The sequence below is a fragment of the Pseudomonas sp. B3(2017) genome (assembly GCF_002113595.1).
In the GTDB taxonomy this organism is placed as follows: domain Bacteria; phylum Pseudomonadota; class Gammaproteobacteria; order Pseudomonadales; family Pseudomonadaceae; genus Aquipseudomonas; species Aquipseudomonas ekonensis.
The window spans coordinates 205087-221371 of sequence record NZ_NEIU01000008.1 but is presented as its reverse complement, the minus strand read 5'-3'; the positions used below and the strand labels follow the sequence as shown (position 1 = coordinate 221371).

At 65.9% G+C, this 16285-nt stretch carries 15 protein-coding genes; 4 read left to right on the top strand and 11 right to left on the bottom strand.

Annotated features, from left to right (window positions below):
- Positions 1-34: 34 nt before the first annotated feature.
- From ppa to CAG33_RS14525, 8 genes are all read right to left on the bottom strand, one after another.
- Positions 35-562, bottom strand: coding sequence for an inorganic diphosphatase (ppa, locus tag CAG33_RS14560; protein WP_085585933.1), 528 nt, complete (start codon positions 560-562; stop codon positions 35-37).
- A 100-nt stretch (positions 563-662) separates the two neighbouring features.
- Positions 663-1475 (bottom strand): zinc-dependent peptidase, encoded by an 813-nt coding sequence (locus tag CAG33_RS14555; protein ID WP_085585935.1) that lies wholly within the window; start codon positions 1473-1475, stop codon positions 663-665.
- Between the two features lie 4 nt (positions 1476-1479).
- Positions 1480-2136, bottom strand: coding sequence for a DedA family protein (locus tag CAG33_RS14550; protein WP_085585937.1), 657 nt, complete (start codon positions 2134-2136; stop codon positions 1480-1482).
- 256 nt (positions 2137-2392) lie between these two features.
- Entirely contained in the window at positions 2393-2854 is a 462-nt protein-coding gene (locus CAG33_RS14545) for an N-acetyltransferase (RefSeq protein WP_085585939.1), read from the bottom strand.
- A 116-nt stretch (positions 2855-2970) separates the two neighbouring features.
- Positions 2971-3795: an ethanolamine ammonia-lyase subunit EutC gene (gene eutC, locus CAG33_RS14540; RefSeq protein ID WP_085586016.1), complete on the bottom strand. Its 825-nt coding sequence runs from the start codon at positions 3793-3795 to the stop codon at positions 2971-2973.
- A 5-nt stretch (positions 3796-3800) separates the two neighbouring features.
- Positions 3801-5195: an ethanolamine ammonia-lyase subunit EutB gene (locus CAG33_RS14535; RefSeq protein WP_085585941.1), complete on the bottom strand. Its 1395-nt coding sequence runs from the start codon at positions 5193-5195 to the stop codon at positions 3801-3803.
- A 106-nt stretch (positions 5196-5301) separates the two neighbouring features.
- Complete coding sequence (eat, locus tag CAG33_RS14530) at positions 5302-6672, bottom strand: ethanolamine permease (RefSeq protein ID WP_085585943.1); 1371 nt, start codon at positions 6670-6672, stop codon at positions 5302-5304.
- Positions 6673-6873: 201 nt separating this feature from the next.
- A complete protein-coding gene (locus CAG33_RS14525; protein ID WP_085585945.1) occupies positions 6874-8394 on the bottom strand; it encodes an aldehyde dehydrogenase family protein in 1521 nt (506 codons plus the stop codon).
- Positions 8395-8722: 328 nt separating this feature from the next.
- On the opposite strand from CAG33_RS14525, the gene CAG33_RS14520 reads away from it, so the two are divergent.
- The 4 genes from CAG33_RS14520 to CAG33_RS14505 all read left to right on the top strand — a co-directional run bounded on the left by CAG33_RS14520 (position 8723) and on the right by CAG33_RS14505 (position 12988).
- A complete protein-coding gene (locus CAG33_RS14520) occupies positions 8723-10639 on the top strand; it encodes a sigma-54-dependent Fis family transcriptional regulator (protein WP_085638942.1) in 1917 nt (638 codons plus the stop codon).
- A gap of 93 nt (positions 10640-10732) precedes the next feature.
- Positions 10733-12082 carry a UDP-N-acetylmuramate:L-alanyl-gamma-D-glutamyl-meso-diaminopimelate ligase gene (gene mpl / locus CAG33_RS14515; RefSeq protein WP_085585949.1) on the top strand — a complete coding sequence of 450 codons (1350 nt, stop codon included), beginning with the start codon at positions 10733-10735 and terminating at the stop codon, positions 12080-12082.
- Positions 12079-12711, top strand: a complete 633-nt coding sequence (ubiX, locus tag CAG33_RS14510) for a flavin prenyltransferase UbiX (protein ID WP_085585951.1) — start codon at positions 12079-12081, stop codon at positions 12709-12711. Before mpl ends, ubiX begins: the two co-directional genes overlap by 4 nt.
- A complete protein-coding gene (locus CAG33_RS14505) occupies positions 12704-12988 on the top strand; it encodes a YceK/YidQ family lipoprotein (RefSeq protein ID WP_085585953.1) in 285 nt (94 codons plus the stop codon). Before ubiX ends, CAG33_RS14505 begins: the two co-directional genes overlap by 8 nt.
- A gap of 174 nt (positions 12989-13162) precedes the next feature.
- Here the strand turns inward: CAG33_RS14505 and CAG33_RS14500 are convergent, their stop codons facing one another.
- The 3 genes from CAG33_RS14500 to CAG33_RS14490 form a co-directional block, all read right to left on the bottom strand.
- A complete protein-coding gene (locus tag CAG33_RS14500) occupies positions 13163-13804 on the bottom strand; it encodes an oxidoreductase (RefSeq protein ID WP_085585955.1) in 642 nt (213 codons plus the stop codon).
- 27 nt (positions 13805-13831) lie between these two features.
- Entirely contained in the window at positions 13832-15568 is a 1737-nt protein-coding gene (locus tag CAG33_RS14495; protein ID WP_085585957.1) for a C13 family peptidase, read from the bottom strand.
- A gap of 109 nt (positions 15569-15677) precedes the next feature.
- The gene (locus CAG33_RS14490; RefSeq protein ID WP_085585959.1) at positions 15678-16133 is read right to left on the bottom strand and encodes a MaoC family dehydratase; all 456 of its coding nucleotides are present in this window, start codon (positions 16131-16133) and stop codon (positions 15678-15680) included.
- Positions 16134-16285: the final 152 nt, after the last annotated feature.

Here is a 16285-nt window from a genome sequence, read left to right as displayed (position 1 = left end):
CCGGATCGACCGGGGTTTTCTTCAAGCGGTGCGCTTAGCCCTTGTAGGCGGCCACCGACTTGGTGATCGCGGCGCGGGCGGCATCGGCGCCGTCCCAGCCTTCGATCTTGACCCACTTGCCCTTCTCGAGATCCTTGTAGTTCGCGAAGAAGTGCTCGATCTGCTGGATCAGCAGCGGCGGCAGGTCGGTGTATTCCTTCACGTCAACGTACAGCTGGGACAGCTTGTCGTGAGGAACGGCAACGACCTTGGCGTCGCCGCCGCCGTCGTCGGTCATGTTCAGGATGCCGACCGGACGGGCGCGGATCACCGAACCTGGGGCGACCGGGTAAGGGGTCACGACCAGCACGTCCAGGGGATCGCCGTCGTCGGCCAGGGTGTTCGGGATGTAACCGTAGTTGGCCGGGTAGAACATCGGGGTGGCCATGAAACGGTCAACGAACAGGCAATCGCTGTCTTTGTCGATTTCGTATTTGATCGGCGCGTGGTTGGCCGGGATCTCGATCGCGACGTAGATGTCGTTCGGCAGGTCTTTGCCAGCCGGGATCTTGCTGTAGCTCATTGGGCGGTGCCCCCGTTAGTTGACCAAAAACACTTGGCCGGATTGACCAAAAAGTGGCGGCGATTATAGGCACATTCTGTTGCCGGTGCCACGTGCCGCCTCAGTCGTGAGCCTGATAGACCGGGTCGTGCGCCTGAAGTTGCCGCAGCCTGCCCAACGGATCCTGGCGGTAGAAAAGCCGCAGCTGCGCGTACACCTGTGGATAACTCTCGTGCAGCAGGTCCGGGGCGCTGAAAAAGTACTCGCTGGTGACGGCAAAGAACTCGGCCGGGTTCTCGGCGGCGTAGGGGTCGATGGCGGTTTCGGCGTCGGGGTTGCGGTCGAGCTGGCGGTTGAGATCGTCGTAGGCCGCCTGCATGACCGTCGCCCAGTCCTTGACCCGCATGTCGGCGTGCAGCGGCGGCAGGCCGTTGGCGTCGCCGTTGAGCATGTCGAGCTTGTGCGCCAGTTCGTGGATGACCAGGTTGTAGCCTTCCCAGCCGCCGCTGGCCATCACGCCGGGCCAAGCCATGATCACCGGCCCGTGCTGCCAGGCTTCGCCGCTGTGCTCGGCGTCCCACTCGTGCTCCACGCCGGCGGCGTCGCGGTGGCGCTGGGGGCTGAGGAAGTCGTCGGGGTAGAGGATGATTTCGTGGAAGCCCCGGTACCAGTTCAGGTCGCCCAGGTGCAGCAGCGGCAACTGGGCCTGGACGGCGAGCAGCAGGCGCTGCTCCTGGTGCAGCTCGACGCCGGGCAGCGCGGTGAGGTGCTTGTCCTCAAGGAACAGCACGCTGGCCTCGCGCAGCCAGCGGTCTTCGTCGGCGCTGATGCCGTCGAGGAAGCTCAGCTGATGGCGCACCCGTTGCCAGAGGTCATCGGCAATCGGGTGCCTGGCCAGGATGCGCCGGCGTCGCCAGGCGCTCAGCGACCACACGGGATCAGCGCGAAGCGGCTTTGGAGCCGGCGCCGCCGAGGCGGCTGCGCACCACGCCGATGATCATCGGCACCAGCGACAGCAGGATGATGCCGACCACCAGCAACGACAGGTTCTTCTTGATGAACGGCACGTTGCCGAAGAAGTAGCCCAGGGTCACCAGGCCGCCGACCCACAGGACGGTGCCGAACACGCTGAACGCGAAGAAGCGCGGGTAAGGCATCTTCGCCACGCCGGCGACGAACGGCGCAAACGTGCGGATGATCGGCAGGAAGCGCGCCAGGGTCACGGTCTTGCCGCCGTGCTTGTCATAGAAGTCGTGGGTCTGCTGCAGGTAGTCCCGGCGGAAGATTTTCGAGTTCGGGTTGCTGAACAGCTTCTCGCCCGCCGTTCGTCCGATCACGTAGTTGGTGCTGTCGCCGAGGATCGCCGCCAGCATCAGCAGGCCGCCCAGCAGCACCGGATCCATGCCGCCGCCTGCCGCCACGGCGCCGGCGATGAACAGCAGGGAGTCGCCCGGCAGGAAAGGCATCACCACCAGGCCGGTCTCGCAGAAGATCACCATGAACAGGATGGCGTAGATCCAGGTGCCGTAGTTGGTCACCAGCATGTCGAGGTAGACGTCGAGATGCAGGATCAGGTCGATCGGGTTGAAATCCATGTGGGCACCTGTGGTGACGGCCCGACTCGGCAGGCCTGTGCGGATGACTTCGTGAAAGGCTACACGCAGGTGTAGTTTTTCTTACAAGCCGGAAAGGTCGGGATTATACGGTTTGAGACGTGAAAAGCGTGTTGGTTTTGTAGCGGGGAATGTCGCGGTGTGAGGAATTGTCAGTCTGGCGGGGCCGTGGCGAGGGAGCGCTTGAGCGGGCGCCGGCTCCCTCGCAAAAGGAGCCGGCTCCGTCATCGGTAGGCGTTCAAAGCTCGTCGCTGATCGGCAGCACGTAGTTCTTGAACTCGGTGTCTTCCTTGAAGCCGATGGACTCGTAGGTTTTCTGCGCCACTTCGTTGTTGCTGCTGGTGGACACGCGCATGCGCACGGCCTGGGTGTCCTTGGCCATTTTCTTGGCCGTGCGGATCAGGTTGTCGGCCACCAGTTGCCGGCGGGCGTCTTCGGCGACGTAGATGTCGTTGAGGATCCACACGCGCTTGAGCGACAGTGAGGAGAAGCTCGGGTAGAGCTGGCAGAAGCCCATCAGTTTGCGGTCGTCGTCATCGGCCAGGGCCAGGTAGATCACTGACTCCTTGCGCCGCAGGCGCTTTTCCAGGAACGCCCGGGACGAGTCCGGATAAGGCAGCGAGCCGTAGAACTCGCGGTATTTGACGAACAACGGGGTCAGCAGATCCAGGTGTTCGAGGGTCGCTTGGATAATCCGCATGGTAGGTCTCGTCCTTCAATTGGCTGTCTTCACGTGCGCTGACGGCAATGGGAAACCCGGGCGGCCGTGCGTCGATCCTGCCTCAAACCGACGCGCGAAGGCAATGCGGAAACGGTTCAGGCCGGGGGCGGATCCAGCAGGAAATTGCTTTTCATGTCTGTTCCGTCTTCCGACTCCAGTGTCTGAACCTGCGCTTCGTCCTTCAGGTTCACGCCCGAGAGCTGCCGCCGGCAGGCTTCGCGCATCAGGTACAGCAAACGGTGGGCCGCCATGCCGTAGCTCAAGCCCTCCAGCCGCACGTTGGAGATGCAGTTGCGGTAGGCATCGGTGAGGCCGACCTTAGGATTGTAGGTGAAATATAAACCCAGGCTGTCCGGCGAACTGAGGCCCGGGCGCTCTCCGATCAGCATCACCACCATTTTGGCGCCCAGCAGTTGGCCGATCTCGTCGCCGATGGCCACGCGGCCCTGTTCCACCAGGATCACCGGCGCGCATGACCATCCGTCGGCGCCCATCTGCTCTTCCAGGCGCGTGAGGAACGGCACGGTGTGGCGATGGACGGCCAGCGCCGAGAGGCCGTCGGCCACGACGATGGCCAGGTCGACGCCGCCGGGATGGGCGGCGGCGTATTCGCGCAGGGCCTGCGCCGACGGTTCGCTGAGCCTGCGCCCAAGGTCCGGGCGTTGCAGGTAGCTGTTGCGGTCGCTCGCGGCGCTGTGCAGCAGCAGGCTGTCGCGCCCGCGTCCGTTCAGTTGCCCGGCGAGCCCGGCGTGGTCGAACGGCAGGTGCACCGCGTCCCGGGCCTGGGCGTGGGCGTACTGGAAGTCCAGCTGCGCGCGGGTCGGCAGGCTGGTGCCGGTGCGGCCCAGGGCGATGCGTGCAGGGGTCAGGTTGCGCAGGGCCAGCCAGGGGTTTTGCGGATCGACGGGCGGTTTTTCCATGAGGCTCATCCCAGTTGCGCCAGCGCCTGGCGGAAGGCCGGCGGCAGTTGGTTGCCGAAGCGGACCGTGCCGTCCGCCTGGGTGAAGATGCCCATGTTCGCCAGCCACCGCTCGAACTCCGGCGCCGGCTTCAGGCCCAGGGTCTGGCGGGCGTAGAGGGCGTCGTGGAAGGAGGTGGTCTGGTAATTGAGCATGATGTCGTCGGAGCCGGGGATGCCCATGATGAAGTTGATCCCGGCCACGCCCAGCAGGGTCAGCAGGGTGTCCATGTCGTCCTGGTCGGCTTCGGCGTGGTTGGTGTAGCAGATGTCGCAGCCCATCGGCACGCCCAAAAGCTTGCCGCAGAAGTGGTCTTCGAGGCCGGCGCGGATGATCTGCTTGCCGTTGTAGAGGTACTCCGGGCCGATGAAGCCGACGACGGTGTTCACCAGGAACGGCTTGAAGTGCCGCGCCACGGCGTAGGCCCGGGTCTCGCAGGTCTGCTGGTCGACGCCGTGGTGGGCGTTGGCCGACAGCGCGCTGCCTTGGCCTGTCTCGAAATACATCAGGTTCTGCCCCAGGGTGCCGCGGTTCAGGCTCAAGCCTGCTTCGTAGCCTTCCTGCAGCACATTGAGGTTGATGCCGAAGCTGGCGTTGGCCGCTTCGGTGCCGGCGATGGACTGGAACACCAGATCCAGCGGCACGCCCCGGTTGATCGCCTCGATGGAGGTGGTGACGTGGGTCAGCACGCAGGCCTGCGTGGGGATGTCGTAGCGCTGGATGATGGCGTCGAGCATCTCCAGCATCGCGCAGATCGAGGCGATGCTGTCGGTGGCCGGGTTGATGCCGATCATGGCGTCGCCGTTGCCGTACAGCAGGCCGTCGAGGATGCTCGCGGCGATCCCGGCGGGCTCGTCCGTCGGGTGGTTCGGCTGCAGGCGCGTGGACAGGCGTCCGCGCAGGCCCAGGGTGCCGCGGAACTTCGTGACCACGCGGATCTTCTGCGCCACCAGCACCAGGTCCTGCACGCGCATGATCTTCGACACGGCGGCGGCCATCTCCGGGGTCAGGCCGGGGGCGAGGGCGCGCAGGCTGGCTTCGTCGGCGGCTTCGCTGAGCAGCCAGTCGCGAAAGCCGCCGACGGTGAGGTGGCTGACGGCGGCGAAGGCCTGTCTGTCGTGGCTGTCGATGATCAGCCGGGTGACTTCGTCGGACTCGTAAGGGATCAGCGCTTCCTGGAGGAAGTGCGTGAGCGGGATGTCGGCCAGCGCCATCTGCGCGGCCACCCGTTCGCCGTCGTTGAGCGCGGCGACCCCGGCCAGGAAGTCGCCGGAGCGGGCGGGGCTGGCCTTGGCCATCACCTCCTTGAGGCTGTCGAAGCGGTAGGTCTGGGCGCCGACGGTATGGGCGAATGCGGCCATGGGGCGCGTTCCTCCTGAATCTGTGGATGACTCTGTTCCCTGCGGGAGGGACTGCATGCACTTCTATAAGGCAGACACCGGGCGCGCGGCCCGGTGCCGGTGCATCTCATACACCTTCGAGCATAGCGTCCGCCGGCGCTTCGGAACGTTGCTTGGCGGTCAGCTGGAAGTACAGGTAGCCGGCGGCCATGAACCCGAGGAACACGCAGCCGATCAGGGCGTTGAACCATGCCATTGCCACCAGGCACACCACCGCCAGGAACAGCGCGATGGCCGGCACCACCGGATAGCCCGGCGCGCGGAAGGTGCGCTCCAGGTTCGGTTCGGTGCGGCGCAGCTTGAACAGGCTGAGCATGCTGATGATGTACATCACGATGGCGCCGAACACCGACATGGTGATCATCGCCGCCGTCAGGCTCATGCCTTGCAGGTTGACCAGGCCGTCGCTGTAGATCGCGGCGATGCCGATGACGCCGCCGGCGATGATCGCCCGGTGCGGGGTCTGGAAGCGCGACAGCTTGGCCAGCCCCTTGGGCAGGTAGCCGGCGCGGGCGAGGGCGAAGAACTGGCGCGAGTAGCCGAGGATGATCCCGTGGAAGCTCGCCACCAGGCCGAACAGGCCGATCCACACCAGCATGTGCATCCAGGTCGAGTTGTTGCCCACCACCGCCTTCATCGCCTGAGGCAGCGGGTCGTTGATGTTCGACAGCTGGCGCCAGTCGCCGACGCCGCCGGCCATCACCATCACGCCGATGGCGAGGAACACCAGGGTCAGGATCCCGCTGACGTAGGCCCGCGGAATCGTGCGTTTGGGATCCTTGGCTTCCTCGGCCGCCATGGCCGCGCCTTCGATGGCGAGGAAGAACCAGATCGCGAACGGGATGGCGGCGAAGATCCCCGGCACCGAGGCCAGGCTGAACTCGTTGGCGCCGGACCAGCCGTTGAGCACGAAGTTGCTGAAGCTGAAGCCCGGCGCGACCACGCCCATGAACACCAGCAGCTCGGCCACCGCCAGCACGGTGACCACCAGCTCGAAGGTGGCGGCGATGCTGACGCCGAGGATGTTCAGGGTCATGAACACGAAGTACGCGCCGACCGCCGCGACTTTCGGGTCGAGCCCCGGATACTGCACGTTGAGGTAGGCGCCGATGGCCATGGCGATGGCCGGCGGGGCGAACACGAATTCGATCAGGGTGGCGATCCCGGCGATCAGCCCGCCTTTCTCGCCGAAGGCCCGGCGGCTGTAGGCGAACGGCCCGCCCGCATGAGGGATGGCGGTGGTCAGCTCGGTGAAGCTGAAGATGAAGCAGGTGTACATGGTCGCGACCATCAGGGCCGTGACCAGAAAGCCCAGGGTGCCGGCGGTGCCCCAGCCGTAGCTCCAGCCGAAGTACTCGCCGGAAATCACCAGGCCGACGGCGATGCCCCACAGGTGCAGGGTGCCGAGGGTGGGTTTGAGCTGTGTGGTGGAAGTCATAAGTCCTCTCTTCACTCTTTTTATTGTTCGGTCTGTTGGACTTTCAGGTGTGGCGCATGCAGGGCGGATCCTGGATGACGGGTACGCAAGGGCCGTGCCAGAGCGGCCAGGCCTTGGGTGGTGGTCATTCAGGGCGCCTCGCGGGCGTGCCCGCGAGGCGGTCGGGAAGGCGGCACCGGGGTTGCGGCGCCGCCCCGGATCTTAGAAGAAGCCCAGCGGATTGATGTCGTAGCTGACCAGCAGGTTCTTGGTCTGCTGGTAGTGGTCGAGCATCATCTTGTGGGTCTCACGGCCGACGCCGGACTTCTTGTACCCGCCGAACGCGGCGTGCGCCGGGTACAGGTGGTAGCAGTTGGTCCATACGCGGCCGGCCTTGATGCCGCGGCCCATGCGGTAGGCGCGGTTGATGTCGCGGGTCCAGACGCCGGCGCCGAGGCCGAACTCGGTGTCGTTGGCGATAGCCAGGGCTTCGGCTTCGTCCTTGAAGGTGGTGATGCTCACCACCGGGCCGAAGATTTCCTCCTGGAACACGCGCATCTTGTTGGTGCCCTTGAGCAGGGTCGGCTGGATGTAGTAGCCGGTCGACAGGCTGCCGTCGAGTTTTTCCACCTTGCCGCCGGTGAGCAGCTCGGCGCCTTCCTTCTCGGCGATCTCAAGGTAGGAGAGGATCTTGTCGAACTGTTGCTCGGACGCCTGGGCGCCGACCATGGTGTCGGTGTCCAGCGGGTCGCCGCGCTTGATCTGCTTGATCTTCTTCATCACCTCTTGCATGAACGCCGGGTAGATCGACTCCTGCACCAGGGCGCGGGAGGGGCAGGTGCAGACCTCGCCCTGGTTGAAGAACGCCAGCACCAGGCCTTCGGCGGCCTTCTCGATGAAGCTTTGCTCGGCCTGCATGATGTCTTCGAAGAAGATGTTCGGCGACTTGCCGCCCAGCTCCACGGTGGACGGAATGATGTTCTCGGCGGCGCACTTCATGATGTGCGAGCCGACCGGGGTCGAGCCGGTGAAGGCGATCTTGGCGATGCGCTTGCTGGTGGCCAGGGCTTCGCCGGCCTCTTTGCCGAACCCTTGCACCACGTTGAGCACGCCCGGCGGCAGCAGGTCGCCGATCAGTTCCATCAGCACGCTGATGCCCAGCGGCGTCTGCTCGGCAGGCTTGAGCACCACGCAGTTGCCGGCGGCCAGGGCCGGGGCGAGTTTCCAGGCGGCCATCAGCAGCGGGAAGTTCCACGGGATGATCTGGCCGACCACGCCCAGCGGCTCATGGATGTGATAGGCCACGGTGTTGCCGTCGATCTCGGCGGCGCTGCCTTCCTGGGCGCGCAGGCACCCGGCGAAGTAGCGGAAGTGGTCGGCGGCCAGCGGGATGTCGGCGTTGAGGGTCTCGCGGATGGCCTTGCCGTTGTCCCAGGTCTCGGTGATCGCCAGCAGTTCGAGGTTCTGTTCGATGCGGTCGGCGATCTTCAGCAGGATCAGCGAACGGGCCTGCGCCGAGGTGGCGCCCCAGGCATCGGCGGCGGCGTGGGCGGCGTCCAGGGCCTTGTCGATGTCTTCGGCGGTGGAACGCGGGAATTCGGCGATCGGTTGGCCGTTGACCGGCGAGGTGTTGGTGAAATACAGGCCTTTGACAGGCGCGACGAACTCGCCGCCGATGTAGTTTCCGTACTTGCTCTTGAACGAGACCTTGGCGCCTTCAGTACCCGGGTGAGCGTAACGCATGATGGTTTCTCCTTGCTTTTGTATTTGTCGGGAGGCGCATGTGCGCTTGCTTTAAGCGTAGAGCAAAGGTCGGGCCAGCGCCGTGCAAGTCAGGAAAATCAAGGCCTTGCACCGGTTTTGCCGGACAGGCGGCCGGCGCTTGTGGCGATTGCGGTACAGGTGGCGTGACAGTTTGTACCGCCTGCGGCACAACCTGTGACCGGGCGGTTCCGCCAGCATTGCAAAGCGCCGGTGGCTGGAGGATGCTGGGCCTCGAATCGCCATGCAGGTCACTCTGCGATGAGGGCGCAAGCGCCTTCGCCGCAAGCCGCGGGGAGAACAATAAGAAATGCACGACAACCATCTGAGCCGCCACGTCCGACAGGTGCTCACCGTCACCCAGGGCAAGCCGCGCCTGCACGGGCCGGGCGCCGATCCGTCGATCGCCCGTTCGTGGCTGCGTTGCCTTGAGGACTACCACCTCGACCCGGCCCTGGCCATGGCGCCGACCGTGCTTGAGCACGGTCGCGTCCTCGAAAGCCGCGAACGCCTGCAGCAGGTTCTGCAGATCGCCGGCAATGAAATGAGCAGCCTGCACCAGCAACTGTCCGGCGCCGGCCATGCGGTGCTGCTGACCGACGCCCGCGGGGTGATCCTCAACTGCGTCACCGACCCGGCCGAACGCAAGAGCTTCGAACGTGCCGGGCTGTGGCTCGGCGCCGACTGGAGCGAAGCCTGCGAAGGCACCAACGGCATCGGCACCTGCCTTGTGGAGCGCCAGGCGCTGACCATTCACCAAGGCGAACACTTTCGCGGCCAGCACACCGGCCTGACCTGTTCCGCCAGCCCGGTGTTCGACCCCCACGGCGAGCTGCTGGCGGTGCTCGACGTGTCGTCGGCCCGGCCGGACGTCTCGCGCCAGAGCCAATTCCACACCATGGCGCTGGTCAACCTGTCGGCGAAGATGATCGAGAGCTGCTATTTCCTGCGCTGCTTCGACAATCAATGGCTGCTGCGCTTTCACTTGCAGGCCGAATCCGTCGGCCTGTTCAGCGAAGGTCTGCTGGCGTTCGACGGGGAAGGGCGGATCAGCGCGGTCAATCAGAGCGCGTTGAACCTGCTCGGGCACATCCGTGGCGGTCTGCTCGGCCAGCCGGTGGAGGCGTTCTTCGACTGTTCGCTGGATGAGCTGCTGGGCCGGGCCAGCGCCCACGCGAGCGCCAGTTGGCCGCTGCGCACCCGCGACGGGCGTCCTCTGTTCGCGGTGCTGCGGGGCGAGTCGCGCAGGCCGCTACCGGCCGTGCCGGCTCCGGTCAAGCCGCCGGCGCCGAGCCTGCCGGGCATTTGCCTGGGCGATGCCGGACTGCAAGCGGACTTTCGCAAGGCGTTGCGCGTCTTCGAGCGCGACGTGCCGCTGCTGATCAACGGCGAGACCGGTTCCGGCAAGGAGGCCGTGGCCAAGGCCGTGCACCTGGCCAGCCAGCGCGGCGCCAAGGCCTTCGTCGCCCTCAACTGCGCGGCGATCCCCGAAAGCCTGATCGAGAGCGAACTGTTCGGCTACCGCGGCGGCAGTTTCACCGGCGCCCGCAAGGAAGGCATGCGCGGCAAGCTGCAGCAGGCCGACGGCGGCACGCTGTTCCTGGACGAAATCGGCGACATGCCGCTGGCCTTGCAGACCCGCCTGCTGCGGGTGCTGGAGGACCGCCAGGTGGTGCCGATCGGCGGCGAGGCCGAGGCGGTCGATGTGCGGATCATCAGCGCCACCCACCGCAACCTGCTGGAGCGGGTCGAGGACGGCGGCTTTCGCGAGGACCTGTATTACCGGCTCAACGGTCTGGAGGTGACGTTGCCGGCATTGCGCGAGCGCAGCGACAAACCGCAGTTGCTGGACTTCCTGCTGGCCGAAGAGGCGGGCGGGGAGTCGGTCGTGATCGAAGAGGCGGCGCGTCAGGCGCTGCTGGCGTTCAACTGGCCGGGGAACGTGCGGCAACTGCGCAATGTGCTGCGCACCCTGGCGGCGTTGTGCGAGGACGGGCGGATCAGGCTGGACGACCTGCCGGCGATGATCCGCCAGGCGCGACCTGCGGCGGTGCAACCGGTCGAGGCATTGTCCGGGCATCCGCTGGACGACGCGGAGCGGGTGGCCTTGCTCAGTGCGCTGGAGCAGACGCGCTGGCACATGACGCATGCGGCGCAGCAGCTGGGCATCAGCCGCAACACCCTGTACAGGAAAATGCGCAAGCACGGCATCGCCCGTTCCGCCTGACCGGTGGCGAGGGAGCGTGCTCCCCGCCACAAACACAAGGTGCCATTTGCCCCACCCTGCGCTACCCTGCGGCCATGTTTTACGAGGTCGACTATGCACATTCATATTCTGGGTATCTGCGGGACTTTCATGGGCTCGATGGCGGTTCTGGCCAAAGAGCTGGGCCATCACGTCACCGGCTCCGACGCCAACGTCTATCCGCCGATGAGCACGCAGCTCGAGGCCCAGGGCATTGAGCTGACCCAGGGCTACGACCCGGCGCAGCTCGATCCGGCGCCGGACCTGGTGGTGATCGGCAACGCCATGTCCCGTGGCAATCCGGCCGTGGAATATGTGCTGAACAAGGGCCTGCCGTATGTCTCCGGCCCGCAGTGGCTGGCCGACCACGTCCTCCAGGGCCGCTGGGTGCTGGCCGTCGCCGGCACCCACGGCAAGACCACCACCAGCAGCATGCTCGCCTGGGTGCTGGAGCACGCGGGCATGAGCCCGGGCTTCCTGATCGGCGGCGTGCCGCAGAACTTCTCGGTGTCCGCGCGGCTGGGCGGCACGCCGTTCTTCGTGATCGAGGCCGACGAGTACGACAGCGCCTTCTTCGACAAGCGCTCCAAGTTCGTCCACTACCGTCCGCGCACCGCGATCCTCAACAACCTTGAGTTCGATCACGCCGACATCTTCCCTGACCTGGCGGCCATCGAGCGGCAGTTCCACCACTTGGTGCGCACCATCCCGAGCGAAGGCCTGGTGATCCACCCGACCACCGAGCCTGCGTTGCAGCGGGTGATCGAGATGGGTTGCTGGACGCCGGTGCAGACCACCGGCGCCGGCGGCCAGTGGCAGGTCAAGCTGCTCAAGGACGACGGTTCGGCGTTCGAAGTGATGTTCGACGGCCAGTCCCAAGGCGTGGTCGAGTGGGAGCTGACCGGTCAGCACAACGTCGCCAACGCCCTGGCGACCCTGGCCGCCGCCCGCCATGTCGGCGTGGTGCCGTCGATGGCCATCGCCGGCCTGAGCGCGTTCAAGAGCGTCAAGCGCCGGATGGAGAAGGTCGCCGAGGTGCGCGGCATCACCATCTACGATGACTTCGCCCACCATCCGACCGCCATCGCCACCACCCTCGACGGCCTGCGCAAGCGCATCGGCGACGCGCCGCTGATCGCGATCATCGAACCGCGCTCCAACTCCATGAAGCTGGGCGCGCACCGCGACGGCCTGCCGGACAGCGTGACCGATGCCGACCAGGTGATCTGGTACGCGCCGGCCAACCTGGGCTGGGACCTGGCGGCCACGGCGGCGCAATGTTCGGTGCCGTCGGTCGTCAGCGATTCGCTGGAAGGCATCATCGAGCGTGTGAAGAGCCAGGCCCAGCCCGGCACCCACGTGGTCATCATGAGCAACGGCGGCTTCGGCGGCCTGCACGGCAAACTGGCCGAGGCGCTGAAATGAACAACGGCCCGGAACGCATCACCCTGGCGATGACCGGCGCGTCCGGCGCCCAGTACGGCCTGCGCCTGCTGGACTGCCTGGTGCGCGAGGACCGCGAGGTGCACTTCCTGATCTCCAAGGCCGCGCAACTGGTGATGGCCACCGAGACCGATGTGTCGCTGCCGGCCAAGCCGCAGATGATGCAGGCGTTCCTCACCGAGTACACCGGCGCCGCCGACGGGCAGATCCGTGTGTACGGCAAGGAAGACTGGATGTCGCCGGTGGCCTCGGGCTCCGGCGCGCCGGCGGCGATGGTGGTGGTGCCGTGCTCCACGGGCACCCTGTCGGCCATCGCCACCGGGGCCTGCAACAACCTGATCGAACGGGCGGCGGACGTGACTCTCAAGGAACGCCGCCAACTGATCCTGGTGCCGCGCGAAGCGCCTTATTCGAGCATTCACCTGGAACACATGCTCAAGCTGTCGAACATGGGCGTGACCATCCTGCCGGCCTCGCCGGGTTTCTATCACCAGCCGCAGACCATCGACGACCTGATCGACTTCGTGGTGGCGCGCATCCTCAACCTGCTGGGCATTCCCCAGGACATGCTGCCGCGCTGGGGCGAACATCACCTGAGCAGCGATGAATAAGCTGCTGGCGGTTCTGTTGGCATTGCAGCTGACCGGCTGCGCCACCGCACGCACCCTGGACGCGGCCAAGCCGGGGGCGCCGGTGGTGTACGCCGGCACGCGGCTGGATCTGTATGCGATCAATGGCGGGTGCTGCGCGAAGGATCGGTTCGGGGCGGAGGCGCCGGGGTATCCCCAGGTGGACCTGCCGGCCAGCGCATTGCTCGACACGCTGTTGCTGCCGTTGTCGTTGCTGACGGTGATCGGCGTCGGGTTTCAGGCGACCGGGGGGCTGTAAGGCAGCGCTGCGCGCTCCATTCGCGGCTCCCCAGTGGGAGCCAGCCTGCTGGCGATGGCGTCAGTCCGGACACCACAGGTCAGGGGCAGGCAGTTGCTCCCACAGGTTTGGGCGTTGCGCATTCCAATGTGGGAGCCAGCCTGCTGGCGATGGCGTCCTCGCAGACGCCGCCAATCACTTGCCGAGCTTTCTCAGCTCATCCGACTCGACCACCCGCACCCCGTCCTGTTCCTCCAGCGCCAGCCGCCACATCGCCCGGGCCAGTTGGCAGGCTTCGATGCCGCGGTACTTGCCGGGGATCAGTTTCGACAACGGCCCGGCGAGCTGCTCGCCCAGGCGCGGCTCGCTGCGGTCGCCCAGCAGCAGCGACGGCCGGCAGATGGTCAGTTGCGGCCAGTTCTGGGCGCGCAAGGCGTACTCCATCTCGCCCTTGACCCGGTTGTAGAAAATCGAGGATCTGCGGTCGGCCCCCAGCGCGCTGATCACGATCAGGTGCCGTGCGCCCATTTCCCGGGCACGTTTGGCGAAGGCCACGACCATGTCCAGGTCCACCGCGCGGAACGCCTCTTCGGAGCCGGCCTGCTTGATGGTGGTGCCCAGGCAGCAGTAGGCGATGTCGACCCGCCCGGAGAGCTGCGGCAGGAACGCCTGGGGATCACCGACGGGGTTTTCCAGGTGAGGATGCTCGGCCAGCGGCCGGCGTGAAGGGGCGAGCACTCGGGTGATCGTCGGCTCGTTGAGCAGGCGGTCGAGCAGATGTTCACCGGTCAACCCGGTGGCTCCGGCAAGCAAGACATGCTGAGGCGTCAAGTACATAGTGTCTCTCCCTTGATACTGTTCAGCTTAGTTGCTCTTTGTCGCCCCGTCGTTCAATGCAGCACTCTGCAACGCTTTTCTGGCCTGTTGCTTGCGCAGCTGCTGCCAGTGCGACAGCACGGTTTTCGGTGCCCAGATCTGTGGCTCCGACGCCTCGAAATTGTCCGCCAGCTCCCGTTCGGCGACGGTGGCCTTGGCCAGCTTGAAGGCCTGCTCCAGGTCGTCGGTCTGGTTCAGCGCCTGGGCGAACAGCGCGTCGCCGAAGTAGGTGAAGTTGGCTTCCTCCGAACAGCCGAACGACACGCGGTCGGCGCGCGAGGCGGTCATGATCAGCGTGCGTTCGTCCTTGAGCGCCGGAATGAAGCCGCCGGAATAGCACGCGGAAATGACGATGACCTTGTCGCGGTTCTTCAGCGGCGCCAGCACGGCGGCCAGTTCGTCGGCGGGCAGGTCGGCCAGTTCCATGCGCGGCTGGTCGAGCACCAGTTCGTGCTCGGCGGTGCCGTGGCTGGTGAGGTAGATGAACACCAGGTCTTCCGGGCCGCTGCGTTCGGCCAGGGTCTGGGCGGCGCGGCGCAGGTTCTCGCGGGTGGCCATCGGCCGGTCGCCGAGGTGGTCGCGGTGGTTGACCAGGCGGATCTGGCCGCGGGCGCCGAAACGGCTGGCGAGCATGTTGGCGACGTAGTCGGACTCGCGCAGGAACACGCTCTGCTTGCCGTCGCCGCCCAAGGTCAGGGTGTACAGCTCCACGGCCGGGGTCGAGGCGGGCACGTTGCCCAGGGCGTCGTCGAGCAGCCGGCCCTGGGCCAGCAGACCCAGTTCGAGGGTGTCGGGCAACAGCTTGCCGTCGGCGTCGCGCACCCGCTGGCCGTTGACCCAGGTGCCGCTCAGGACGGTGCCGTCGGTGAGCACCAGGGTACCGCGCCCGGCGTAGCTGTCGCTGTCGAACTGGCCGATGTAGAAACTGCCGTCGGACAGGTTCAGGCGGCCCTGGCCACTGAAGCGCCAGTCGTTGAAGTCACCGGTGTAATGGCTGCCGTCGGCGCCGATCAGTTCGCCCTTGCCGGTCAGCGCGCCTTCCTTGAACTGGCCGAGCCACACGTCGCCGTCGGCGTTCTCGTAGCGGCCCTTGCCGTGCAGTTGGTTGTTCTTGAAGCCGCCGACATAGATGTCGCCGTCGGCGCTGTTGAAAGTGCCGTTGCCTTCCAGCTGGCCGTTGACGAACCGACCGGTGAACTGATTGCCGCTGGCGTCGCCGCGCTGGCCTTCGCCGTTGGGCTTGCCGTTGGCGAACTGGCCTTGGTAGGAACTGCCGTCGTCGAGTTCGAGGCGGCCGAGCCCTGCGTACTGGTCGGCCTTGAACTCGCCGCGGTAGGTCATGGCGTTTTCCTTCAGGGTGCCTTCGCCGTCGCGCCGGCCCAGCTTGAAGCCGCCGGTGTAGCTGCTGCCGTGGGTGGTCAGGGTGCCCTGGCCGTCGAACAGGCCCTGCCGGAACTGGCCGCGGTAGACCTCGCCGTTGCTGCCGTGCCACTCGCCCTGACCGTGCCACTGGCCCTTGTCGAACGCGCCGGCGTACCAGCTGCCGTTGGGGTAGTCGACCCGGCCCTGGCCCTGCAGCAGACCGTTGACCAGCTCGCCGCGGTAGCGCCCGCCGTCCGGCAGGTGCGCATCGGCCGGCAGCAGCGATTCGCCATCGCCGCAGGCGGTGAGCATCAGGGCCAGGGCAAGGGGGGCAATCGGGGCAAGGGACACAAGTGAGCGCATGGCGGGTTCCGGGCAATTAGGCGACCGAGTATGCCGCAGCCGGGTGACCATATACAGCCGGGAGGCGGGGCGGATGCGAAACGGCGTGAGCCGCTTCGCATCCCGGTGCTCAGACGAAGCAGAGCGACAGCGGTTCGGCGATGTAGGCCGGTTTTTCCGAGCCTTCGATCTCCAGGGTGGCGTTGGCCTTGAGCAGCCACTGGCCGGGTTTCTTCTCGGTCACGTCAACCAGGTCGACCTTGAGCCGGACCTTGGAGTCGACCTTGACCGGCTGGATGAAACGCACGCTGTCCAGCCCGTAGTTGACCACCATCTTCACGCCCTGGGGCAGGATCAGGATGTCTTCCATCAGTTTGGGCATCAGCGACAGCGTCAGGAATCCGTGTGCGATGGTGCTGCCAAATGGCGTTTGCGCGGCTTTGACCGGGTCGACGTGGATGAACTGGAAATCCCCTGTGGCTTCGGCGAACAGGTTGATGCGCTCCTGATCGATGGTGAGCCATTCGGAACGTCCGAGTTCCTTGCCGACATAATCTTTGAGCTCTGCAACGGGAACATAGGGCATTGAGACTCTCCTTGGGTTCATCGGTTTTATCGTTTTTCAGGTGGGGGACATGACCGCCCTGCGAACCACTGTAGATCATCATGGCGATTTGCTCCGGTCAACCTGCCATGCTTTTGGCGAATGCCTGTGCATAGGCGCCGCATGCTTATAAT